Source organism: Microbacterium sp. SLBN-146, assembly GCF_006715145.1.
GTDB lineage: Bacteria > Actinomycetota > Actinomycetes > Actinomycetales > Microbacteriaceae > Microbacterium.
This window is the reverse complement of the sequence record NZ_VFMR01000001.1, coordinates 2,734,960-2,756,095: the sequence shown is the minus strand read 5'-3', so window position 1 is coordinate 2,756,095 and position 21,136 is coordinate 2,734,960. Positions and strand designations below refer to the sequence as shown.

Genomic DNA, 21,136 nt, shown 5'->3' with positions numbered 1-21,136 from the left:
GGACGCGGATGCCGGATCAGGAGCCGCTCGGTTCGCTGAGCGTCCGCACGCTGCTCGTGATGTCCCTTCCGGCCCTCATGATCGGGGTGCTCTCCGCTCTGGTCTTGTGGGGCCTCGAACGGATCGCGGAGGTGCTGCAAACCGGCCTCTGGGAGACCGCACCCGACGCGCTGGGCATCCCCCAGGACAGTCCGTGGCTCATCGTGGCGGTCTTGACCCTCACGGGCGCGGCGGTCGGACTCGTCGTGCGGTTCGTGCCCGGCCACGGAGGCCAGGACTCCGCGACGACGGAGCTGGACTCCCCGCCGCCCCCGATCCGCGCCGTGCCGAGCGTCGCCCTCGCGGCGGTGCTCGGACTCGCGGGAGGTGTGAGCCTCGGCCCTGAGAACCCCATCATCGCGATCAACTGCGCGATCGCGGTCGCCCTCTGCGCGCGCTTCGTGCGCGCGGTGCCGACGAACGTCGCCGTCCTCCTCGCATCCGCGGCGACCATCGGCGCCCTGTTCGGCACGCCCGTCGCCGCCGCCCTCGTCCTCACCGGTACCGTGGCGGCGGTCCGCGGCGGCGGATCGCTCTGGGACAAGCTGTTCCTCCCTGTCGCGGCGGCGGCCGCGGGTGCAATCACGATGCGGATGCTGGGTTCACCCGCCCTCGCTTTCGACGTCCCGGCCTACACGGGCCCGAACGCGATCGATCTGCTGAGCGGGTTCGCTATCGCGGCAGTGTCGGCAGGGCTCGGGATCGCGGCGGCGTGGGCGCTCCCCCGGGTGCACCGGCTGTTCCACTCTCTTCGAAATCCGATTCTCTTCACGACGCTGGGCGGTCTCGTCCTGGGTCTTCTCGGCGTGATCGGCGGCCCGCTCACGCTCTTCAAGGGTCTCGAGGAAACGGGTGAGCTCATTGCCCATCCCGAGGACTATTCGGCGGGACAGCTGGCACTCTTCGCCGGGATCAAGCTCATCGCGCTCGTGGTGGCGGCCTCCGCAGGGTTCCGCGGCGGCCGCATCTTCCCGGCCGTCTTCATCGGCGTGGCCGTCGGCCTCTGTGCGCACGCCCTCTTCCCGTCCGTGCCGCTCGGCCTGGCGATCGCGTGCGGCGGGATGGGAATCGTCCTGCTCGCGACGCGTGACGGCTGGATCGCACTCTTCCTGGGCGTCGCGCTCACGGGAGACATCGGCCTGCTCCCCATTCTGTGCGTCATCGTGCTTCCCACGTGGCTCCTCGTGACGAGAGCGCCACTGCTGGAAGTCCGCGCACCTGGATCGCCTGGCGCGGCGGCCGACTCCTGAGGTCAGGCGCGATGCGTGAGTCGTCCGGCGAGAAGCGTCGCCACGACATCCATGTCACGGAGTCCCGTCTCATCGGCCGCGAGCGGGTCGGCGGCGCACAGGGCGAGATCGGCGACGGCACCCACTTCGATGCGCGCGGGGTCGGCCGACCCACCATGGGTGGATGCCGCGAGCGCCGTCTCGATCGACACCGCCTCCTCGGGACGCCAGGGCTCACGACCGCCGCGCGCGCGGAACACCGCACCCGCCATGGCTGCCCACGGATCGAGGGGCGACACGGGCGCGTCCGAGCCGAACAGCAGGTTGGCGCCTGAATCCGCGAGCGAACGCAGAGGGTAGGGCAGCGCCGTCTGACCAGCCCAGATGGTGTCGGTGAGGTCGCGGTCGTCGAGGGCATGCTCGGGCTGGACGCTCGCACCGACTCCGAGCCGGGCGAAGCGAGGGATATCGGCGTGCGCGACGAGCTGGGCGTGCTCAATCGTCCCCCACGCGCCAGTGCTCTGGAAAGCGTCCAGTGCGTGAGAGTTGGCGACATCGCCGATCGCGTGGATCGCGCAGGCGATGCCGCCCGCCGTCGCGCGGCTCATGAGTTCGAAGAGCGTTCCGGGATCGATCGTCAGCACGCCGTGATCGTGCGTGTCCGTGCCGTAGGGGTGCGTGCACGCCGCCGTGCGGGTGCCGAGCGATCCGTCGCTGATGACTTTGAGGGGGCCGACGCGTGTCAGTCCGCCATTCGTCCCGCGTGCCGGGTCGCCTGTCGAGAGCCCTTCGTTCAGCGCCCGGTCGAGGAACATCGGGTAGATCCCGAACTCGACACGAAGCGCGTCGAAACCCTTGTTCACGCGCCGCGCCCACGCGGCTTCATTCCAGTCCATGTCCAGGTCGACGAGTCCGACGACACCGCGGGACGCGGCATCCTTCGCCATCCGTTCGACGAAGCGATCGCCGTCGACCGGATCGATGGCGTTCAGCCGACGGGAGATTTCGAAAGCGGGCTCCTCGCGGAGGATCCCTGTGCCATCCAGCTGGTGTCCCTCTCGGCGCAGCGCAGCACTGTTGAGCCACACGCTGTGGACGTCCGCGTTGATGAGGTACGTGGGAACGTCGCCGGTCGCGGCATCCAGCATCGCGAGCGTCGGTTCGTCCGGCCAGAACGCATCGCGGAAGCCCGTGCCGATGCGGCGCCCGTCGGCGAAGACCGGAGCGCCCGCCATGAGCCGCGCGGCATGGGCGGCGCTCGTCGCGCCCTCGAGATCATGCCTCCCGGCAGCGAGGGCCCATTGCACGACGTGGACGTGGTGATCCCAGAGTCCCGGGACGAGGTGCGTCCCCTCCCCCTCGAGAATCTCGCCGCGCGGACGCAGCGCTCCGGTCGGAGCGATGTCGCTGATCCGCCCGTCCTCGATGAAGATGTCGGTGGGCTCGTCGTCGGGCAGCAGTTCGCGGCCAGGTCCGGACACCCGCACCGCACGAATCGTCCCGATCATCGTGCGCCGCGCTCTTTCGCCGCAGCCATCGCCTCGTGCGCGCGGCGCATCTCGTCCGCCAGCTCGGGGTTCGCCCACCGCTCGTTCCCTGACAGCTCTCGGATGATCGTCTCGACGGCGTCGGGCGTCTTGTTCTGACTCAGCTTGCGCTTGGCGACGACCTTCGTGGGTGTCAGCCGGAAGCCGACCGTCCCGCGCTCGAGGCGCTCGACGAGGGCGGGATCGTTGGGCGGTGCCCACATGAGGCGTGGTTCCGGCATGCGCTCCTCGAAGTGGGCGACGAGACGCTCGAGGACGCGGAGATTCTCCTCGCGGCTGAGGATTTCGGGCACGCCGGACAAATGCGCGGAGACGAAGTTCCACGTCGGGACCTGGGTGCCGTCTCCGTACCAGCCGGGCGAGACGTACCCGTGCGGTCCCTGCACCACCACGAGGAGTTCGCGCTCACCGAGCCCGTGGAGGAGGTCGTCGGGCCGGCCGACGTGACCCAGGATCGTGAGGTCGTCGCGGTCGGGGTCCAGGAGGACCGCGTAGTGCGACGCGATCAAGCCGTCATCGGTGCTGCTGACGATCGTGACCCACGGGTGACGCACGATGAGCCGGCGGATCTCGCCGACGTCCGTCATCGTGAAACTCGGGTTCTGGCGCATTCGATCAGCCTCCGCGACTCATGCTTGACACCTCATGCTTGGCACTTCGGGCACCAGTAGAGCTTGCGCCCGGCTGCCTCTTCGACGACGATCGCCGTGCCGCACACGCGGCAGGGCAGACCCGCACGGTGGTAGACCCAATGCCGGTCGTCGCGGTGGGCCATCGCCGCCCGCCACTGCTCGGGCGTCAGATCGTCCATCGTCATCATCTGGCCCGTCTCGACGCCGATCGACAGGAGCCGCACCCAATCGCGCCACAGATCCCGCACGACTTCTTCACGGACATCTCGTCCCGGCGTGTGCGGATTCTGGCGCGCTCGGAACAGCAGCTCGGCGCGATAGACATTGCCGATACCGCTCACGACCGACTGGTCCATGAGGAGCAGCCCGATCGCCGTCGGCTTGCGGCCCACGACCTCGATGAAGCGCTTCTCGCCCTCCGCGACGTCGTCGACGAGGGGATCCGGTCCGAGCTTCGCGATCGTCGCGGCGACCTCGTCGGAGTTCTGCAGCTCGCACGCCGTCGGGCCGCGCAGATCCGCGCAGGTGACGTCGGTGAGAAGCCGCAGACGCACCTGCCCGACGATCGGGGGCGGCCATTCCCGATCATCGCCCGGGAGGCCCGTCGTCTGCTCAGACATGCGCACACGAACGCGCGTGCGCCGAGGGGCCCCGATCGACGTCAGAGAGTTCTCACCCGCGGAGTCGAGAATCGGCTCGTCGTCACTGACGGTGCCGCGCTGATTGGTCTGTCCCATGCGCCCGTTGGCGGAGGCGATGGTCGGGTCTGTCTCGATCTCACCCGCGAAGTCCCACGCGCCGTACATGCCGAGGTGCACCCGCAGCCATAGGTCGTCGTCGAACTCGAGGAACATCTGCTTGCCGACCGCGCGGACAGCGGTGGCCCTCCGCCCGTCGATGACGGCAGCGCCCTCGGCGAACCGCCCCTGCGGGCTGGAGGCCCGCACGCTCTTTCCGACGATGTTGCGGTCGAACTGTCGGGCGATGCGATGGACCGAATGCCCTTCGGGCATCAGCCCGCCTCTGGGTCGATCTCGTCGGCCGACTCTCCACCCGCCGGAGCGCCCGTCGCGGCGCGCGGATCGGGCTCGAGGGAGCCGTCGATCTCGAAGGCGGCGATCTGGCCGATACGTCGCACGTGTCGTTCCTCGTTCGAGAAGGGCGTCTCGACGAAGCGGTCGATGAACGACGTCACCTGCTCGAACGTGTGCTGACGCGCTCCTATCGCGATGACGTTGGCGTCGTTGTGCTCGCGGGCGAGCTCCGCGGTTGCGATGCTCCACACGAGAGCCGCCCGGATGCCGCGCACTTTGTTCGCGGCGATCTGTTCGCCGTTGCCCGACCCGCCGAACACGATGCCGAGAGCTTCGATCCCGGCCGCTTGGTCGCGCACGACCGCCTGTGCGGCACGGATGCAGAAGGCAGGGTAGTCGTCGAGCGGCTCGTAATCGAGGGGACCGTGGTCCACGACCTCGTGGCCCTGCTCAGCGAGATGATGCTGCAGCTGCGTGGAGAACTCCAGACCGGCATGGTCGGTCGCGATGTGGATGCGCATGTTTTCAATCCTAGGGACGGCTCAGGGGGCGATTCCGGATGCGGCGGGTTTGAACCCCGCACGGACGTTCTCGCAGCACGCGGGACGACAGACGTCGAACCACGGGCCCAGGTCTGTGCGGTGCGGGCGATCCGCAGCGGGGGTGCCAGACAGCCGCTCTTCGACGAGATCGACGAGGCCGGACACGAATGCGGGATCGATGCCGGGAGTCGGCGTGCGGATCGACCGGATGCCCGCTTCCGCCGCAGCCTCGGTGGCTTCCGTGTCGAGATCCCAGAGGACCTCCATGTGGTCGCTCACGAAGCCGAGGGGGACGATCGCGACGGCGGAGACGCCCCTTCCCGGCAGCTCGGCGATGACGTCGTTGACGTCGGGCTCGAGCCACGGCTGGCTGGGCGGTCCCGAGCGCGACTGGTAGACGAGCTCCCAGCCGATGCCGGTCGCCGCGGGACGCTCGGCGGCGACAGCCGCCATGACGACCTCTGCGACGGCGAGGTGCTGTGCCGCGTATGCACCGCCCTCCCCGAGATCGAGATCCCGTGGACCTGAGCGCTCGGCATCCGCCGTCGGGATGCTGTGCGTCGAGAACAGGACTCGGATCGCTCCCGGCGCGACGCCGTCATCGAGGAACGTCGAGACCGCGTCGCGCACGCCGTCGATGAACGGCTGAACGAAGCCGGGGTGATCGAAGAACTGGCGGATCTTGTCGATCGTGACCCGATCCCCCAGACCCGTTTCCGTGAGCACTCGTGCGAAGTCCTCGCGATACTGCCGACAGCTCGAGAAGGACGAGTAGGCGCTCGTCGCGAGGGCGAGCAGTGTCGTGTGGCCCGCGGCCGCGGCATCCTGCACCGCCTCTTCGAGATAGGGCGCCCAGTTGCGGTTGCCCCAGTGGACCGGCAGGTCGATGCCGCGACGCGCCAATTCCTCTTCGAGAGCAGCCTTCAACGCACGATTCTGAGCGTTGATCGGGCTCACACCGCCGAAATGGCGGTAGTGGTGTGCGACCTCCTCGAGACGCTCGTCGGGGATCCCCCGGCCTCTCGTGACGTTGCGGAGGAACGGGATCACGTCGTCCTGACCCTCGGGACCGCCGAAGCCGGCGAGGAGGAGGGCGTCGTACGCGACGGGGACCTCGACGTGAGCAGGCCCGGATGCTGCGGCATCCGAAGCGAACGGGACTTCGATGGGAAGCGCATGCGAGTTCACCCGCCTATCCTCGCACCGCTTCGACACTCGACAGGCCACGACGCGAAGGCCCGGACTAAGCTGAGCGGGTTGCCGTCGGCGCCAGCCGCGCCGTGAGGCGGCATCCCACCCCTCACCCACGGGAGCAGTGCAGTGCCAGGAGAGAACCTCACCCGCATCGAGGCGCAGGAGCGCCGCGAGATCGTCCAGACCCACGCGTACGAGGTGGCGATCGACGTGACGAGAGGGGCCGAGATCTTCGGTTCCCGCTCCGTGATCCGCTTCGCTGCGACGGAGGGTGCCGACACCTTCATCGATCTCATCGCGCGCGACGTCCGCGAGATCACGCTGAACGGTCGCTCGATCGATCCGTCGACGTCCTTCTCCGACTCGCGCATCGCGCTGACGGGGCTCGCGGCCGAGAACGAGCTCGTCATCGAGGCCGACTGCCTGTACACCAACACGGGCGAGGGTCTGCACCGCTTCGTCGATCCCGTCGACGACGAGGTCTATCTGTACTCGCAGTTCGAGGTGCCCGATTCACGCCGCATGTTCGCCGTCTTCGAGCAGCCCGATCTCAAAGCGACGTTCCAGTTCACGGTGACGGCGCCGGAAGAGTGGAAGGTCGTGTCCAACTCCCCCACGCCCGAGCCTCAGCGCCACGGAGATGGCACGGCGACCTGGACGTTCGAGCCGACGCCGCCGATCTCGTCGTACATCACCGCCCTCATCGCGGGTCCGTACGAGGCGACCTTCGCCGAGCTGACGAGCGCCTCGGGGCGCGTCATCCCGCTCGGTGTCTACGGGCGCAAGAGCCTGTGGCAGCACCTCGACGCCGACTACATCTTCGACAAGACCCGGGAGGGATTCGCCTACTACGAGGCGAAGTTCGACTACCCCTACCCGTTCGCGAAGTACGACCAGCTCTTCGTCCCGGAGTTCAACGCCGGAGCCATGGAGAACGCGGGCGCGGTGACCTTCACCGAGGCGTACGTCTTCCGCTCGAAGGTCACAGACGCCGTGAAGGAACGTCGCGTCGTGACGATCCTCCACGAACTCGCGCACATGTGGTTCGGCGACCTCGTGACGATGAAGTGGTGGAACGACCTCTGGCTCAATGAGTCCTTCGCCGAATGGGCGTCGACGATCGCGACCGCCGAGGCCACGGAGTGGACCGAGGCGTGGACCACCTTCAACGCGATGGAGAAGACCTGGGCTTATCGGCAGGACCAGCTGCCCTCGACGCACCCGGTCGTCGCTCAGATCAACGACCTCGACGACGTCCAGGTCAACTTCGACGGCATCACTTACGCCAAGGGCGGGTCCGTCCTCAAGCAGCTGGCGGCGTGGGTGGGGATCGACGCCTTCTTCGGAGGGGTGTCCGCCTACTTCAAGAAGCACGAATGGTCCAACACCGAGCTGGGCGACCTCCTCACCGAACTCGAGGCGACGAGCGGCCGCGAACTCGCGTCGTGGTCGAAGAAGTGGCTCGAAACGGCGGGCGTCAATACGCTGTCGCCGGAGATCACAACGGATGCCACGGGCGCCATCACCCGCTTCGCCATCGTGCAGACGGCCCCCGCGGACTATCCCACGATCCGTCCGCATCGCTTGGCCGTCGGCTTCTACAACCTCCAGGACGACGCGCTCGTGCGCACCCACCGGATCGAACTGGACGTCGACGGCGATCTCACGGAAGTCCCGGACCTCAAGGGCCTAACGCGTCCCGACCTCGTGCTGCTCAACGACGACGACCTCGCCTACGCGAAGATCCGTCTCGACGCCCGTTCGCTCGACACAGCGATCGATCACCTCGCACGCATCAGCGACCCGCTCGCCCGTTCGCTCGTGTGGGGCGCCGCGTGGGACCAGACCCGCGACGCCGAGGCTGCGGCATCCGCCTACGTCGACCTCGTTCTGGGCAACATCGGTGCGGAGACCGAGTCGACGACCGTCCGCACGACGCTCGCGCAGCTCCAGTTGGCCGCGAACGCGTATGTCGCGCCGGAAACGCGCGAGGGCACGCGTGCGCGCATCGCCGACGCACTGTGGGGCCTTGCGGAGTCGGCCGCTCACGGCAGCGACAACCAGCTGCAGTTCGCCACGGCGTTCGCGTCAGCCGCATCGACCCCCGCGCAGTGGGAGCGAGTCCGGCAGTTGCGTGCTAGAGAGATCACTCTCGAAGGTCTGGAGATCGACACCGACCTCTCGTGGCAGCTGCTCGTGTCGCTCGCGGCGGGCGGTCTCGTCGATCAGAGCGACATCTCCGCAGCGCTCGAGGCCGACAACACGGCAAAGGGCGGCGAGTTCGCCGCACAGGCGAAAGCGGCGCTTCCCACGCTCGCGGCGAAGCGGGCCGCGTGGGACTCGCTCGTCGAGCGCGACGATCTGCCGAACACGATCGTGCGCTCCACGACCCTCGGTTTCACGCATCCCGCCGGACGGGACCTCCTCGAGGACTTCGTCGACGTCTATTTCGACATGCTGCTGCCGATCTGGGAGTCCCGGTCCTACAAGATCGCCGAGTACCTGATCTCCGGCCTGTACCCCGCGCCACTTGCCAACGTGCGTCTGCGCGACGCGACGCGGTCCTGGCTCGCCGCGAACACCGACGCCCCCGCGGCTCTCCGCCGGCTCGTCGCGGAGAACCTCGCCGGTGTCGAGCGTGCGCTGTCGGTCCAGCAGCGCGACACCGAGTAGCACCGCCGCCGCCTGGCAACCGTCCGGCGTGGCACCGTGGTACCACGCCGGACGGTTCAGGATCATCCCCCAGCCGGATTCGGATCCTGCGCGCTCTGCCTAGCGTGGAAGCATGATCGTCGCAGAACACCTCAGCAAGGACTACGGTGCCAAGCACGCCGTGTCCGACGTCAGCTTCACCGTGCAACCCGGAAAGGTCACGGGGTTCCTCGGCCCCAACGGCGCCGGCAAATCCACCACGATGCGGATGATCGTGGGACTCGACCGCCCGTCGGGAGGACGGGTGACCGTCGACGGCAAGGACTACTCGCGGTTGCGCTCACCACTCACGGAGGTGGGAGTGCTGCTCGACGCGAAGGCCGTCCACACGGGAAGGACCGCGCGCAACCACCTCCGCGCTCTCGCCGCGACGCACGGTCTCCCGTCGTCGCGGGTCGACGAGGTCATCGCTCTGACAGGGCTCGAGTCCGTCGCCGGTAAGCGGGCGGGAGGCTTCTCCCTCGGCATGGGGCAGAGGCTCGGGATCGCGGCTGCACTCCTCGGCGATCCGCGCACCCTCATCCTAGACGAACCCGTCAACGGTCTGGACCCGGAGGGTGTGCGCTGGGTGCGAGACTTCGTCCGGTACTACGCCGGACAGGGCCGGACGGTGCTTCTGTCGAGCCATCTCATGAGCGAGATGTCTCTGACGGCCGACCACATCATCGTCCTCGGGCGTGGCCGGGTGCTCGCCGACGCCCCCATGACCGATGTCGTCCGCGACTGGACGACGACGACGGTGCGCGTCCGGAGCCCACGCCTCGGTGAACTCGCGGAGCTCATGGCGCGCGACGGGGCCACGATCACGACAGGCGCGCCGGACACCGCGACCATCAGCGGAATCCCCATGGACCGCATCGGCGACACGGCTGCCGCTCACGGCATACCGCTCCACGAGCTGGCGTCGACCACAGGATCACTCGAAGACGCCTATCTCGCGCTCACGGGGGAATCCGTCGAGTACAAGTCGAAGGAGATCTCATGACCTCGCTCACCGCCCCCGAGACGGACGTCTCGGCTCCTGCCTCGCGATACGCGGACGGCCACCGCGTGTCCTTCCTCCGCCTGCTGCGCAGCGAGTGGATCAAGCTCACTACTCTGCGATCGCCGTGGTGGTCCATCGCCATCGTCGCCGTCATGACAGTCGGGTTCGCCCTCCTCGCCGCATGGTCGCTGCAGAGCATTCCCGACGACATCGGCGGTCCCGCAGGTGTCGGTGCGGGCACGGCCGTGAACATGGTGCTCCTGCCGACATCCTTCACGGTGCTCCTCGCCGCGATCCTCGGAAGCATCCAGATCACGGGCGAGTACTCGACAGGAATGATCCGTTCCACTCTGACGGCGGCACCGGGTCGAATCGGTTCCTTGCTGGCGAAGTGCGTCGTCGTCGGCGGATTCGTCTTCGTCGCGAGCGTCGTCATCTTCACCGCCACGGCGTTCGCGATCGCCCCGGTCCTCGCGGTGTCGGACATCCGCTTCGACCTCTCCGATGCGGGCTCCACGATCCTCCCGATCCTCGCGGGGAGCTTCATGATGGCCGTTATCGCGCTCATCGGCTTGTCGGCGGGGTACCTTCTGCGCAACGGTCCTGGTGCCATCGCCCTCGGGGTCGGCGTCGTCTTCGTACTCCCACTCGTTCCTGCCTTCTTCCCGCAGACCGACGAGTGGCAGTGGATCCACGACATCGCGGACTGTCTGCCGACGAACGCGGGCCAGGCCCTCATGATCGCCGACAACGCCGGAGCCCTCGAGCCGACGGTCGCCTTCGTGACGCTCGTGCTCTGGGGCGCCGTGGGTATCGCGGCATCCGCCGTGGGTCTCAAGGCACGCGACGCGTAAAGTCATCCGGATGGCCACGCAGCAGCAGGTCGTCGTCGGTTCCGCCACGCGGACCGACGACGACCTGCTGCTGCCCCGGCCGCCCGGCGTCCTTCGCCGATTCTGGGCGGCGCACCCCCGCACGACAGACGCGATCGTCGCCGTGGCGGGACTCATCGTCTCCGCGCCGGCACTCGTCCTCCGCTCGGACATCGCAAGCCAACCGGCGATCACCCAGGTGTGGTTCGCCGCGGCGCTCATGGCCGTCGCCTGCGCCGCACTCCTGCTGCGCCGCACCCACCCCCGCGCCGTTTTCGTCGTCGTGCTGCTCCCCTCACTGCTCCTGCCGGCAAGCCTCTCGCCCATCGGGCACCTCCTGCTCGGGTTCGCTGTCTACGCGCTTGCCGTCTACCGTTCGACGCGCGCGTGCTGGGTCGCTGCAGGCATCGGCACTGTTCTCGTCACCGCTCATGCCGTGGTGTCCGCCGTGACGGGAGCCGAGTCCGTCGGCTATCTTTCGAGCGTCGTCGTCGGCGCGGTCATCCCCCTTCTCATCGGTGCACTCATCGGCATCAACGTCGGCGGTCGACGCCGCTATCTCGAGGCGCTCATCGAGCGCTCGCGGCAACTCGCCATCGAGCGCGATCAGCAGGCACAGCTCGCGGCAGCGGCGGAGAGGACGAGGATCGCGAGGGAGATGCACGACATCGTGTCGCACTCGCTGACCGTCATCGTCGCCCTCTCGGAAGGGGCCTCCGCTGCCGCCGACCCGGCCCACGCCCGGCAGGCCAATCATGCCGCCGCCGAGACCGCGCGGACGGCGCTGCACGACATGCGAGCGATGCTCGGCGTGCTTCGCGACTCCTCCGACGAGCTGTCCCCGCTCGAACCGCTTCAGCCCGTCGATCCCGGAGAGATCGTCGCCACCGCCCAGCGCGCCGGCTATCCCGTGACTCTTCAGCTGGCCGGTGATCTCGACCGCGTTCCGCGCTCCGCGCGGTTCGCGGTCGGCCGGATCGTCCAAGAGGGTGTGACGAATGCCATGCGCCACGCTCCCCGCGCTCGGGAGATCGGCGTCCGTGTGCTCGTGGCCGAATCAGACTTGCGAGTCATCGTCGACAATGACGGAACGACGATGGCGTCTCCGGCCGCACGACCCGGATTCGGTCTTCGGGGACTCCACGAAAGAGTGGGACACGTGGGTGGCACGCTGGATGTCGGCCCGCGGGCGGACGGCGGCTGGAGTCTCAGCGCGGAGATCCCGTTCGCTCCGGTCCCTCGGGAAGAAGAAGCATGACCGCTCCCATCCGTGTCCTCCTCGTCGACGACCAGCACCTCATCCGCCTCGGCTTCCGGCTCGTGCTCGATGCCGAGCCGGACATCGAGGTGATCGGCGAAGCCGCCGACGGGCGCGACGCGATCAGCGAAACGGCGCGACTCGATCCCGACGTCATCCTCATGGATGTCCGGATGCCGGTGATGGACGGCATCACGGCGACGGAACGCATCGTGGCGACACACCCCGGCGTCCGCATCCTCATCCTCACGACCTTCGATCTCGACGAATATGCGTTCGCGGCGCTCCGCGCAGGAGCCAGCGGATTCCTCCTGAAGGACGCGCAACGCGCTGAGCTGGTGGGAGCCGTTCGTGCCGTCCATGGAGGCGACGCCGCTCTGGCCCCGCGCGTGACGCGCCGTCTCATCGAACTCGTGGGTCCCGGTGCGGTACCGGCGACTCCGCTTCCCGGCTCAGACGCACTCACCGATCGAGAGCGCGATGTCTTTCGCGCCATCGCCGACGGACGCACGAACTCCGAGATCGCCCGTGACCTGTTCCTGAGCGAGTCGACCGTCAAGACACACGTCGGCCGCGTCCTCACGAAGATCGGTGCCCGTGATCGAGTGCACGCTGTGATCCTCGCGCATCGACACGGCATGACGGACACCCGGTGACGCAGCTGTCGCCCCGCGCCTCAGCTGTCTCATGAGTGCGAGTCGTTAGGATCGTGGCGATCATGTGGACCACCGTCATTCCCGCCGCGGCTCCCGAGGAGCCGACGATCGCCGACCTCGAATTCTGGCAGGGGGTCGGCGTGTTCTTCGTCGAAGCGGGCTGGAATCTCGCGAGAGTCGGCGGCATCATCGTCGGCGCCTTTGTGCTCGCATGGATCCTCAAGCTCGTCATCCGTCGCGTCGTGCGCCGCATCGTGAACGGTGCGAAATCGAAGGCGGAGGTCACCGATACGCGTGCCCTCGAACAGTCGCCGCTCGCCTCTGTGCGCGTCGTCCAGCGGACGCGCACACTCGGCTCGATCCTCCAGAACGTGGTCAACGTCACGATCGTGATCGTCGCGTTGCTTCTGATCGTCAACGTCTTGGCGCCGAACGCCCTCGCATCCTTGACTCTCCTCACGGCGGCGATCGGTGCAGGCCTGGGCTTCGGGGCCCAGAACATCGTCAAAGACGTCCTCAACGGCATCTTCATCGTCGCCGAGGATCAGGTCGGTATCGGAGACGTCGTGGACCTCGGTCTCGCCACCGGGATCGTCGAGTACGTCAGCGTGCGAATCACTCACGTGCGTGATGTGAACGGAACGCTCTGGTACGTCCGCAACGGTGAGATCACGCGGATCGGCAACATGTCGCAAGGGTGGTCCCGCGTCATCATCGACCTCGCCGTGCCCGTCGACGCCGACATCGAAGAGGTCGAGAAGGTCATGCTCGACGCGGCGAAGGCGCTTGCAAAAGACACGAAATGGCGATCGCGCATCATCGAGGCCCCGGAGGTCTGGGGACTCGAGTCGGTGTCCGGCGATGCGCTCGTCATCCGTCTCGTCATGAAGACGAGGGCGAACGCGAAAGACGATGTCGCCCGCGAACTCCGCGTGCGCCTCAAGCGCGCGATCGACGCGATGGGGATCACGCTGCCGCAGCTGAACTCGATCGTCCTCACGGGGTTCGAGGGTGCCGGACGCATCCGCGGCGCCAACCCGCCCCGGACGAAGCCTCAGCCCATCGCGCAGGTCGAGGCCGAGCATCCTGTCTGGAAACTGAAGCGGACCTCGAAGACGAAGAAGCCCTCGGCCGAGTCCGGAGAACACGCCCCCGTTGACGGGCCGAAGGAGGAGTCATGACGGAGGACGATGCTTCGCGAGACCCCATCGACGAAACGCCGGCCACCTTCTACGAGCAGGTGGGAGGGCGCGCGACGTTCGAGCGACTCGTCCACGAGTTCTACCGCGGTGTCGCGACCGACGAGGTCTTGAAGCCGATGTACCCGGAAGAGGACCTCGGGCCCGCCGAGCGCCGGCTCCTGATGTTCCTCGAGCAGTACTGGGGAGGACCTACGACGTACGGCGAGGAACGGGGTCACCCACGGCTACGGATGCGACACGCGGCCTTCCATGTCAACCCCGACGCGCGAGACCGGTGGCTCGCCCACATGCGCACGGCCCTCGACCTACTCGAGCTGCCCCCGCTCCACGAAGCCACGCTGTGGGACTACCTCCAGCGCGCCGCGCATGCCATGGTGAACACGTTCGAGCCCACGGGCATCGGCCTCTCTCCACAACCCGGGTCGGTCTCCCCCCTCCCGGTCAGAGCGGTCCCGCCGACGCGCGACTGAGGATCACGACGAAGGAGTCGCCATGTCCGCCACCCACACGTCGCACGCTACCGACGTCCTCATCATCGGCTGGGGTCTCGCGGGGCTCGTCGCCGCGAGCGAGGCGCTTGCCGCGGGCAAACGAGTCGTCATCGTCGACCAGGAGCCGCGCAGCAACCTCGGTGGCCAGGCGTGGTGGTCATTCGGCGGGCTCTTCTTCGTCGACTCCCCCGAGCAGCGGCGCATGGGGATCGCAGACTCGCTCGACCTGGCGCGACAGGACTGGTTCGGCACGGCGGGGTTCGACCGCGAGGACGATGCCTGGCCACGGCGCTGGGCCGAGGCCTATCTCCAGTTCGCACACCAAGAGAAGCGAGCATGGCTGCGAGAGAAGGGAATCGGCTTCTTCCCGGTCGTCGGATGGGCGGAACGCGGCGGCTACAACGCGACGGGACCTGGCAACTCCGTGCCGCGCTTCCACGTGACGTGGGGAACGGGGCCGGCCCTCGTGGCAGCATTCCAAGCCGAGGTGGAAGCGGGTGAGTCGTCGGGCCGCGTGACGATTCTGCCGCGCCACCGTGTCACGTCCTTGACCTCGTCCGACGGGACGGTCACGGGCGCGAGCGGTGACATCCTGGCCCCCTCCGGCGCGGGGCGAGGGTATGCCTCATCCCGCGAAACTGTCGGCTCCTTCCAGATCACCGCCGGTGCCACCCTCGTCTCGTCGGGCGGCATCGGCGGCAATCACGACCTCGTGCGGCAGCACTGGCCCGCCCGGCTGGGGGTTCCGCCGGCGGAGATGATCGCGGGGGTCCCCGCCTACGTCGACGGTTCGATGCTCGCTGTCGCGGAGGAGGCCGGCACACGTCTCATCAATCGGGATCGCATGTGGCACTACGTCGAGGGCATCCAGAACTGGGATCCGGTGTGGGCCAACCACGGGATCAGGATCCTTCCCGGACCGTCGTCGGTCTGGCTAGATGCGACCGGGAACAGGCTTCCCGTCCCCCTGTATCCCGGATTCGACACGCTCGGCACACTGGCGCATCTGCGTGCGACGGGCCACGATCACTCGTGGTTCGTTCTCTCGAAGAAGATCATCGAGAAGGAGTTCACGCTCTCGGGGAGCGAGCAGAATCCCGATCTGACCGGCAAAGACGTGGCGCTTCTCGCACGATCGCGGCTGGGGAAGGGCGCTGCGGCTCCCGTCCAGGCCTTCATGGATCATGGAGCGGATTTCGTCGTCCGCGACACTCTTGACGAACTCATCGTGGGCATGAGAGCGCAACCCGGTGGCGACGCTCTCGATCCCGCACGCGTGCGGTTCGAGATCGAGGCACGCGATCGCGAGATCGACAACGACTTCACGAAGGACGCTCAGATCGCCATGCTGCGCTCGGCGCGCGCGTACCGCGGTGACAAGCTCATCCGGACGGCTGCGCCACACCGCATCCTGGATCCCGGCGCCGGTCCCCTCATCGCAGTCAAGCTCCACGTTCTCACACGGAAGTCTCTCGGTGGCATCGAGACGGATCTGACGGGCCGGGCACTCGCGCCCAGCGGAATACCCGTGCCGGGGCTGTACGCCGCGGGTGAGGCGAGTGGTTTCGGGGGCGGGGGCGTCCACGGCTATCGAGCACTGGAGGGCACCTTCCTCGGCGGGTGCCTCTTCTCCGGACGCCTCGCCGGGCGCGCGATGGCGTCGGCGACCTAAACCGACGCGCCGGTGCTGCGGATCTCGCCGAGGCCCGTCTTCGCAGGTCCCCGGACCACGACGTGCCCGCGTGCCAGGGTGATGCGCGTCCAGACACCGGCCGTACGAACGGCTGCCTCCTCCTCTCCGGCGATGAATCCCAAGCCGAACGCGGCGAACGCGATCCCCAGCGGAAGATCGTCGAGATCGGCGTCCGGCGGACCCCACACGGCGGCCCGGACGGAACGCACGAGGTCTTCTCCGGCATCCCGGGGAATCGCTTCGGCCACGGCGGCGATGCCCCACTGCGCCCGCGTCGCGAGGGTTGCCGCTGCGATTCCGGGACGCGCCGCCCATCCCCCGCGAGGAGGTGTGATACCCGCCCACGGTGGGGCGAGGCCCGATTCGGGCAGCACGACGGCGTGCGGAGCCTCCTGATCACGCGCGAGTTCGGATGCCGCGACGACGAGATCGCACTCGAGTTCCGGATCCGCGCGAAGAACTCTCATGCCGAGGACTGTCGGCGTCTGATCGAAGAGACCGCGCGGCGCGAGCGGCGCGCTCGTCATCACCAGCACGCCCTCAGCGGCGCGGAGCCGCACGGCACCGTCACCCATGGTCGCAGCGCGGCCGGCGAAGGTCAGAGCATCGGCGGCGGAGTGCGGGTCTGCGAGAAGAAGGCGCTCTGGCATCCGACCTAAACTACCAAGCGACAGCACCTGTCTCGACCGAGACCGGGGAGGGGATGAAGACGACGTGACCGACGTTCCTGCCGACGCAGCCGAGACCCCGACGGATCCTGTCGCGGCGATGCTCGCCGTTCTCGACCTCGCAGAGTCCGACGCCCGCACGACGGAGGATATCTTCACGGGCCAATCGCAGGCGATGCCGCTCGGACGGGTCTACGGCGGACAGGTCCTCGCGCAGTCGATCGTCGCAGCCTCCCGGACTCTCCCACCCGAGCGGATCGTGCACTCGATGCACGGCTACTTCCTTCGTCCTGGCGACGCGTCGCAGGGCATCACGTTCGCCGTGGATCGCATCCACGATGGGCGGTCCTTCTCGACGCGCCGCACCCAGGCGTTTCAGGGCGGGGTGCCGATCCTGTCGATGATCTCGTCGTTCCAAGACGAAGACGCAGGCCTCGAGCATCAGGAACCGATGCCCGAGGGGCTCCCCGGCCCGGACGACGTGGACGACCTGGAGTCGCAACTCTCAGGGCTCCACCCGATGTCCCAGCGGATGTTCCGGGAACGCCCCGCCGATCTTCGTCACATCCCCTCGCCGATCTATCGCGCTGTCGAGGGTGAGCAGACGCCGCGGCAGGCGGTCTGGATGCGCCTGCGACGCCGCATCGACGACCGTCCCGACGTGCATCGGGCAGCCTTGGCCTATCTCAGCGACCTGACCATCCAGGAATCGATCCTTCGCGCGCACGGGGTGCCGTGGGAGTTGCCGGGTCTGAAAGTCGCGAGTCTCGACCACGCCATGTGGTGGCACCGGCCGGGACGAGCAGATGAATGGATGCTCTACGTGCAGGAATCGCCCAGCGCACGCGGAGGGCGCGGGCTCGCGACCGGTCGGATCTACTCTCGAGACGGAGTCCTGCTCGCGAGCGTCGCCCAGGAAGTCATGGTGCGCGTGCCGGACTCCGATTGACGCCCTCCGATCGAAGGGCCGTCAGCGACGGTATTCGATCGGCGCGCCGAGGAACGGAACCCACACGGCACGCTCCGCATCCGTCAGTCGTGTGGGTCGGCCCGACGCGGTGTCGACGAGGACGACGACCGCTGACGATCGCGCATAGAGCGTCTGCGCCTCGTCACCCGCCGGGCTGAAGACCTCGTAGCAGATCTCGAGGCTCGAGCCGCCGATCTTGCCGATCCACATCTGGACGTCGAGCGGCCGATGCCCGTAGGGCACGGGCCGAAGGTATTCGATCTCTTGACGTGCGACGAGGGTCGCGCGCTCACCACCGCCTTCGAGCACCGACATGTCGAAGACGGCCGTGGGCGCGGCTTCTCCCCCGTTCTCGGGCAGCCAGAACGCGCGAAGGCGTGCTTCTTCGAGAAGTTTGAGCATCGAGGTGTTGTTGACGTGCCCCAGCGCGTCCAGATCGCCCCAGCGCAGATGGATGGGGATGTGCACACGGACGTGTCCGTTGAGATCCGGAGTGTCCGTCGCGCCGTCAGTCACGGGTCAGCTTGCGGTACGCCGAGCGATGAGGCTTCGCGGCATCGGGCCCGAGACGCTCGATCTTGTTCTCCTCGTAGGCCTCGAAGTTGCCCTCGAACCAGTACCACTTGTCGGGGGCCTCGTCGGTGCCCTCGTAGGCGAGGATGTGCGTCGCGATGCGGTCGAGGAACCACCGGTCGTGAGTGATCACGACAGCGCACCCGGGGAAATCGAGGAGCGCATTCTCGAGTGATTGGAGGGTCTCGACGTCGAGGTCGTTGGTCGGCTCGTCGAGGAGGAGGAGGTTTCCGCCCTCCTTGAGGGTGAGGGCGAGATTCAAACGGTTGCGCTCACCACCGGACAGCACACCAGCCTTCTTCTGCTGGTCGGGACCCTTGAATCCGAACTTGGAGACATACGCTCGCGAAGGGATCTCGGTCTTACCGACCGTGATGATGTCGAGCCCGTCGGAGACGACCTCCCACAGGCTCTTGTTGGGGTCGATGTTGCCGCGGGACTGGTCGACGTAGCTGATCTTGACCGTCTCGCCGATCTTGAGCGTTCCGCCGTCGAGGGGCTCGAGGCCCACGATCGTTTTGAACAGCGTGGTCTTCCCGACGCCGTTCGGTCCGATGACACCGACGATGCCGTTCGGCGGGAGTGTGAAGCTGAGGCCGTCGATCAGCGAACGGCCGTCGAAGCCCTTCTGCAGCTTCTTGGCATCGATGACGATGCTGCCCAATCGCGGGCCTGCCGGAATCTGGATCTCGTCGAAGTCGAGCTTGCGTGTGCGCTCGGCCTCCGCCGCCATCTCTTCGTAGCGGGCGAGGCGCGCCTTGGACTTGACCTGACGTCCCTTGGCGTTGGAGCGCACCCAGTCGAGCTCCTCCTTCAGACGCTTCGCTAGCTTGGCATCCTTCTTGCCCTGGACGTCGAGTCGCTGGGCCTTCTTCTCGAGGTAGGTCGAGTAGTTGCCCTCGTAGGGGTACAGGTGTCCACGGTCCACTTCGGCGATCCACTCCGCGACGTTGTCGAGGAAGTACCGGTCGTGGGTGATGGCGATGACGGCACCCTTGTAGGACTGCAGGTGCTGCTCGAGCCAGAGCACGCTCTCGGCGTCGAGGTGGTTCGTGGGCTCGTCCAGGAGCAGGAGATCGGGCTTCTGCAGGAGCAGCTTCGCCAGCGCGACGCGGCGGCGTTCACCGCCGGAGAGGTTCGTGACATCGGCGTCTGCGGGCGGTGTCCGCAGAGCATCCATGGCCTGCTCGAGCTGCGAATCCAGGTCCCACGCGTCTGCCGCGTCGATCTCTTCCTGGAGGGTCCCCATCTCGGCCAGCAGGGCGTCGAAGTCGGCGTCGGGGTCGGCCATCAGCGCGGAGATCTCGTTGAAGCGATCGAGTTTGGGCTTGATCGCCACGCCCGCCTCGATGTTCTCGAGGACGGTCTTCGTGTCGTCGAGCTCCGGCTCCTGCATCAGAATGCCGACGGAGAACCCCGGGGACAGCTTGGCCTCGCCGTTGGACGGCACATCCAGACCCGCCATGATCTTGAGGATCGTCGACTTGCCCGCACCGTTGGGCCCGACCATTCCGATCTTGGCGCCCGGCAAGAACGCCATCGTGACGTCATCCAGGATCAGCTTCTCGCCGACCGCCTTGCGTGCTCGGACCATCGAGTAGATGTACTCAGCCATGCGTGTGCCGCTCTCCTTGCGCTCCGGACCTCAGCCCCCCAGCCTACCCGTCAGGTACATCTCACCAGTCGATGGGACGTGTGCTGCCGATGAGGCAGCCACCCTCGACGAGAGCAGGCATGACGGCCGTCACCGGTTCACCCGTGGCAGGGCCTACCTGACCGACGAGGCACTCTCCGCCCCAGAGCACGGAGAACTGCAGACTTTCCGCCGGATTCCCGACCGTGGAGAAGTCCTCTGTGACCTGCATCGCTGTCTTGTCGAACCCGGCAGCGACAAGGGCATCCACGTACGCCCGCCCGGCAAGGTTCTCAGGGCTCCCCCAGACCGCGGCGACGACCTGCGCGAACAGCGGCAGGTTGTCGCTGGCCGACCCGTCAGATACGAGAGCAGGCGCTGAGGGCTCCGAGGGTTCGACCGACGTGGGCTCCGAGGTCGGGACGACGGGGGCGGTCGGTTCTGGCGCCGTGCCATCCCCCGTGCAGCCGGCGAGGAGACCGGCAAGGGTGATCGCGGCCACGATGGCGGTGACGCGTGCCGGGGTGGTGGTGCGAGCAGGCATTCGGAGAACGGGGGGTCGACGCACGTACCGAGTCTAGGCGTCCCGTCATCCGCGGCGATGAGCGCTCAGAACGGAACGTCTGCCGTCGCGACCGTCGTCGATCCGAGAGGGCTCGTGTCCCACTCGAGAGCAGGGGCAGCTTCGACAGGCGACCCGACCGATTCGACGGGAGATCCCGATGAGGAGTTCGGCGAGTGCGTCCATTCGTCTTCTCGACGCTGCTCCGCTCCGGTGCGCGGTCGTGGTTCGAACGTCGTCGTGCCCCACATGAGGTCGTGGCCGAGCGCCTCGACGTCGATCTCGGCATCAGTCCCGCGCTTCTCTCCCGCCTGCCAGTTTCGGATCCTGAGTCGTCCTGACAGCACCACACGGTCGCCCTTGTTCAGCGATTCGAAGGCGTGGTCGCCGAGAGTGCGGAAGACCGAGACCGAGTACCAGGACGTCGGACCGTCCTGCCAACGGCCTGAGTCGCGGTCGAATCGCCGGGGTGAGCTGGCGACGCGGAATCTCACTACCGAATCACCTCCCCCGCTCTGGTGCCGTTCCGGCACGGTGGCCACGTTGCCGACAAGACAGATGTGCGTCTGGTTCATCCGACTGTTCCCTTCTCGAAGTTCGAAGGAAGGCGGCCCGCCAGCGTGCCCATCGAGCCGCCTCCCACG

General features: G+C 67.6%; 20 protein-coding genes. 10 read left to right on the top strand and 10 right to left on the bottom strand.

Annotated elements, in window-relative coordinates:
* Nucleotides 1-8 precede the first annotated feature (8 nt).
* Nucleotides 9-1,289, top strand: a complete 1,281-nt coding sequence (locus FBY39_RS12270) for an ion channel protein (RefSeq protein ID WP_141932561.1) — start codon at nt 9-11, stop codon at nt 1,287-1,289.
* Between the two features lie 2 nt (nt 1,290-1,291).
* Here the strand turns inward: FBY39_RS12270 and FBY39_RS12265 are convergent, their stop codons facing one another.
* The 5 genes from FBY39_RS12265 to FBY39_RS12245 are packed head-to-tail and all read right to left on the bottom strand — an operon-like array spanning nt 1,292 to nt 6,211.
* Nucleotides 1,292-2,776: an amidohydrolase gene (locus tag FBY39_RS12265; protein WP_141932560.1), complete on the bottom strand. Its 1,485-nt coding sequence runs from the start codon at nt 2,774-2,776 to the stop codon at nt 1,292-1,294.
* A complete protein-coding gene (locus tag FBY39_RS12260) occupies nt 2,773-3,426 on the bottom strand; it encodes an FMN-binding negative transcriptional regulator (protein ID WP_141932559.1) in 654 nt (217 codons plus the stop codon). Before FBY39_RS12260 ends, FBY39_RS12265 begins: the two co-directional genes overlap by 4 nt.
* A gap of 32 nt (nt 3,427-3,458) precedes the next feature.
* Entirely contained in the window at nt 3,459-4,460 is a 1,002-nt protein-coding gene (locus FBY39_RS12255) for an Fpg/Nei family DNA glycosylase (RefSeq protein ID WP_141932558.1), read from the bottom strand.
* A complete protein-coding gene (locus FBY39_RS12250) occupies nt 4,460-5,002 on the bottom strand; it encodes a ribose-5-phosphate isomerase (protein ID WP_141932557.1) in 543 nt (180 codons plus the stop codon). Before FBY39_RS12250 ends, FBY39_RS12255 begins: the two co-directional genes overlap by 1 nt.
* Nucleotides 5,003-5,023: 21 nt before the next feature.
* Entirely contained in the window at nt 5,024-6,211 is a 1,188-nt protein-coding gene (locus FBY39_RS12245) for a ferrochelatase (protein WP_186336951.1), read from the bottom strand.
* A 132-nt stretch (nt 6,212-6,343) separates the two neighbouring features.
* On the opposite strand from FBY39_RS12245, the gene pepN reads away from it, so the two are divergent.
* The 8 genes from pepN to FBY39_RS12205 all read left to right on the top strand — a co-directional run bounded on the left by pepN (nt 6,344) and on the right by FBY39_RS12205 (nt 16,065).
* Complete coding sequence (gene pepN, locus FBY39_RS12240) at nt 6,344-8,890, top strand: aminopeptidase N (protein WP_141932555.1); 2,547 nt, start codon at nt 6,344-6,346, stop codon at nt 8,888-8,890.
* 112 nt (nt 8,891-9,002) lie between these two features.
* A complete protein-coding gene (locus tag FBY39_RS12235; RefSeq protein WP_141932554.1) occupies nt 9,003-9,914 on the top strand; it encodes an ABC transporter ATP-binding protein in 912 nt (303 codons plus the stop codon).
* Nucleotides 9,911-10,768, top strand: a complete 858-nt coding sequence (locus FBY39_RS12230) for an ABC transporter permease (RefSeq protein ID WP_141932553.1) — start codon at nt 9,911-9,913, stop codon at nt 10,766-10,768. Before FBY39_RS12235 ends, FBY39_RS12230 begins: the two co-directional genes overlap by 4 nt.
* A gap of 10 nt (nt 10,769-10,778) precedes the next feature.
* Nucleotides 10,779-12,044 carry a sensor histidine kinase gene (locus FBY39_RS12225; RefSeq protein WP_141932552.1) on the top strand — a complete coding sequence of 422 codons (1,266 nt, stop codon included), beginning with the start codon at nt 10,779-10,781 and terminating at the stop codon, nt 12,042-12,044.
* Nucleotides 12,041-12,700: a response regulator transcription factor gene (locus FBY39_RS12220; RefSeq protein WP_141932551.1), complete on the top strand. Its 660-nt coding sequence runs from the start codon at nt 12,041-12,043 to the stop codon at nt 12,698-12,700. The genes FBY39_RS12225 and FBY39_RS12220 overlap by 4 nt, the downstream gene beginning before the upstream one ends.
* Nucleotides 12,701-12,762: 62 nt before the next feature.
* A complete protein-coding gene (locus tag FBY39_RS12215; RefSeq protein WP_141932550.1) occupies nt 12,763-13,881 on the top strand; it encodes a mechanosensitive ion channel family protein in 1,119 nt (372 codons plus the stop codon).
* Nucleotides 13,878-14,372, top strand: a complete 495-nt coding sequence (locus tag FBY39_RS12210; protein WP_141932549.1) for a globin — start codon at nt 13,878-13,880, stop codon at nt 14,370-14,372. The genes FBY39_RS12215 and FBY39_RS12210 overlap by 4 nt, the downstream gene beginning before the upstream one ends.
* A gap of 22 nt (nt 14,373-14,394) precedes the next feature.
* Complete coding sequence (locus tag FBY39_RS12205; protein ID WP_141932548.1) at nt 14,395-16,065, top strand: FAD-binding dehydrogenase; 1,671 nt, start codon at nt 14,395-14,397, stop codon at nt 16,063-16,065.
* Here FBY39_RS12205 and FBY39_RS12200 read toward each other — a convergent pair.
* Nucleotides 16,062-16,736: a hypothetical protein gene (locus FBY39_RS12200; protein ID WP_141932547.1), complete on the bottom strand. Its 675-nt coding sequence runs from the start codon at nt 16,734-16,736 to the stop codon at nt 16,062-16,064. The genes FBY39_RS12205 and FBY39_RS12200 overlap by 4 nt on opposite strands.
* Before the next feature lie 118 nt (nt 16,737-16,854).
* On the opposite strand from FBY39_RS12200, the gene FBY39_RS12195 reads away from it, so the two are divergent.
* On the top strand, nt 16,855-17,703 hold the full coding sequence (locus FBY39_RS12195; RefSeq protein WP_141934163.1) for an acyl-CoA thioesterase II: 849 nt from the start codon (nt 16,855-16,857) through the stop codon (nt 17,701-17,703).
* 21 nt (nt 17,704-17,724) lie between these two features.
* On the opposite strand, the gene FBY39_RS12190 is transcribed toward FBY39_RS12195, so the two are convergent.
* The 4 genes from FBY39_RS12190 to ssb form a co-directional block, all read right to left on the bottom strand.
* Entirely contained in the window at nt 17,725-18,240 is a 516-nt protein-coding gene (locus FBY39_RS12190; RefSeq protein ID WP_141932546.1) for a thioesterase family protein, read from the bottom strand.
* Nucleotides 18,233-19,912, bottom strand: coding sequence for an energy-dependent translational throttle protein EttA (gene ettA / locus FBY39_RS12185; protein ID WP_141932545.1), 1,680 nt, complete (start codon nt 19,910-19,912; stop codon nt 18,233-18,235). Before ettA ends, FBY39_RS12190 begins: the two co-directional genes overlap by 8 nt.
* 61 nt (nt 19,913-19,973) lie before the next feature.
* Complete coding sequence (locus FBY39_RS16540; RefSeq protein WP_313901702.1) at nt 19,974-20,498, bottom strand: DUF6993 domain-containing protein; 525 nt, start codon at nt 20,496-20,498, stop codon at nt 19,974-19,976.
* A gap of 41 nt (nt 20,499-20,539) precedes the next feature.
* Complete coding sequence (gene ssb / locus FBY39_RS12175) at nt 20,540-21,067, bottom strand: single-stranded DNA-binding protein (RefSeq protein WP_141932544.1); 528 nt, start codon at nt 21,065-21,067, stop codon at nt 20,540-20,542.
* Nucleotides 21,068-21,136: the final 69 nt, after the last annotated feature.

What these genes read in the sequence shown, in the direction of transcription:
- FBY39_RS12220 (WP_141932551.1), top strand. Translation starts at nt 12,041, where the DNA reads ATGACCGCTCCCATCCGTGTCCTCCTCGTCGACGACCAGCACCTCATC.
- FBY39_RS12265 (WP_141932560.1), bottom strand. Translation starts at nt 2,776, where the DNA reads ATGATCGGGACGATTCGTGCGGTGCGGGTGTCCGGACCTGGCCGCGAA.
- FBY39_RS12230 (WP_141932553.1), top strand. Translation starts at nt 9,911, where the DNA reads ATGACCTCGCTCACCGCCCCCGAGACGGACGTCTCGGCTCCTGCCTCG.
- ettA (WP_141932545.1), bottom strand. Translation starts at nt 19,912, where the DNA reads ATGGCTGAGTACATCTACTCGATGGTCCGAGCACGCAAGGCGGTCGGC.
- FBY39_RS12250 (WP_141932557.1), bottom strand. Translation starts at nt 5,002, where the DNA reads ATGCGCATCCACATCGCGACCGACCATGCCGGTCTGGAGTTCTCCACG.
- FBY39_RS12270 (WP_141932561.1), top strand. Translation starts at nt 9, where the DNA reads ATGCCGGATCAGGAGCCGCTCGGTTCGCTGAGCGTCCGCACGCTGCTC.
- FBY39_RS12200 (WP_141932547.1), bottom strand. Translation starts at nt 16,736, where the DNA reads ATGCCAGAGCGCCTTCTTCTCGCAGACCCGCACTCCGCCGCCGATGCT.
- FBY39_RS12260 (WP_141932559.1), bottom strand. Translation starts at nt 3,426, where the DNA reads ATGCGCCAGAACCCGAGTTTCACGATGACGGACGTCGGCGAGATCCGC.
- FBY39_RS12195 (WP_141934163.1), top strand. Translation starts at nt 16,855, where the DNA reads ATGCTCGCCGTTCTCGACCTCGCAGAGTCCGACGCCCGCACGACGGAG.
- FBY39_RS12225 (WP_141932552.1), top strand. Translation starts at nt 10,779, where the DNA reads ATGGCCACGCAGCAGCAGGTCGTCGTCGGTTCCGCCACGCGGACCGAC.
- FBY39_RS12215 (WP_141932550.1), top strand. Translation starts at nt 12,763, where the DNA reads ATGTGGACCACCGTCATTCCCGCCGCGGCTCCCGAGGAGCCGACGATC.
- ssb (WP_141932544.1), bottom strand. Translation starts at nt 21,067, where the DNA reads ATGAACCAGACGCACATCTGTCTTGTCGGCAACGTGGCCACCGTGCCG.
- FBY39_RS12210 (WP_141932549.1), top strand. Translation starts at nt 13,878, where the DNA reads ATGACGGAGGACGATGCTTCGCGAGACCCCATCGACGAAACGCCGGCC.
- FBY39_RS12255 (WP_141932558.1), bottom strand. Translation starts at nt 4,460, where the DNA reads ATGCCCGAAGGGCATTCGGTCCATCGCATCGCCCGACAGTTCGACCGC.
- FBY39_RS12235 (WP_141932554.1), top strand. Translation starts at nt 9,003, where the DNA reads ATGATCGTCGCAGAACACCTCAGCAAGGACTACGGTGCCAAGCACGCC.
- FBY39_RS12205 (WP_141932548.1), top strand. Translation starts at nt 14,395, where the DNA reads ATGTCCGCCACCCACACGTCGCACGCTACCGACGTCCTCATCATCGGC.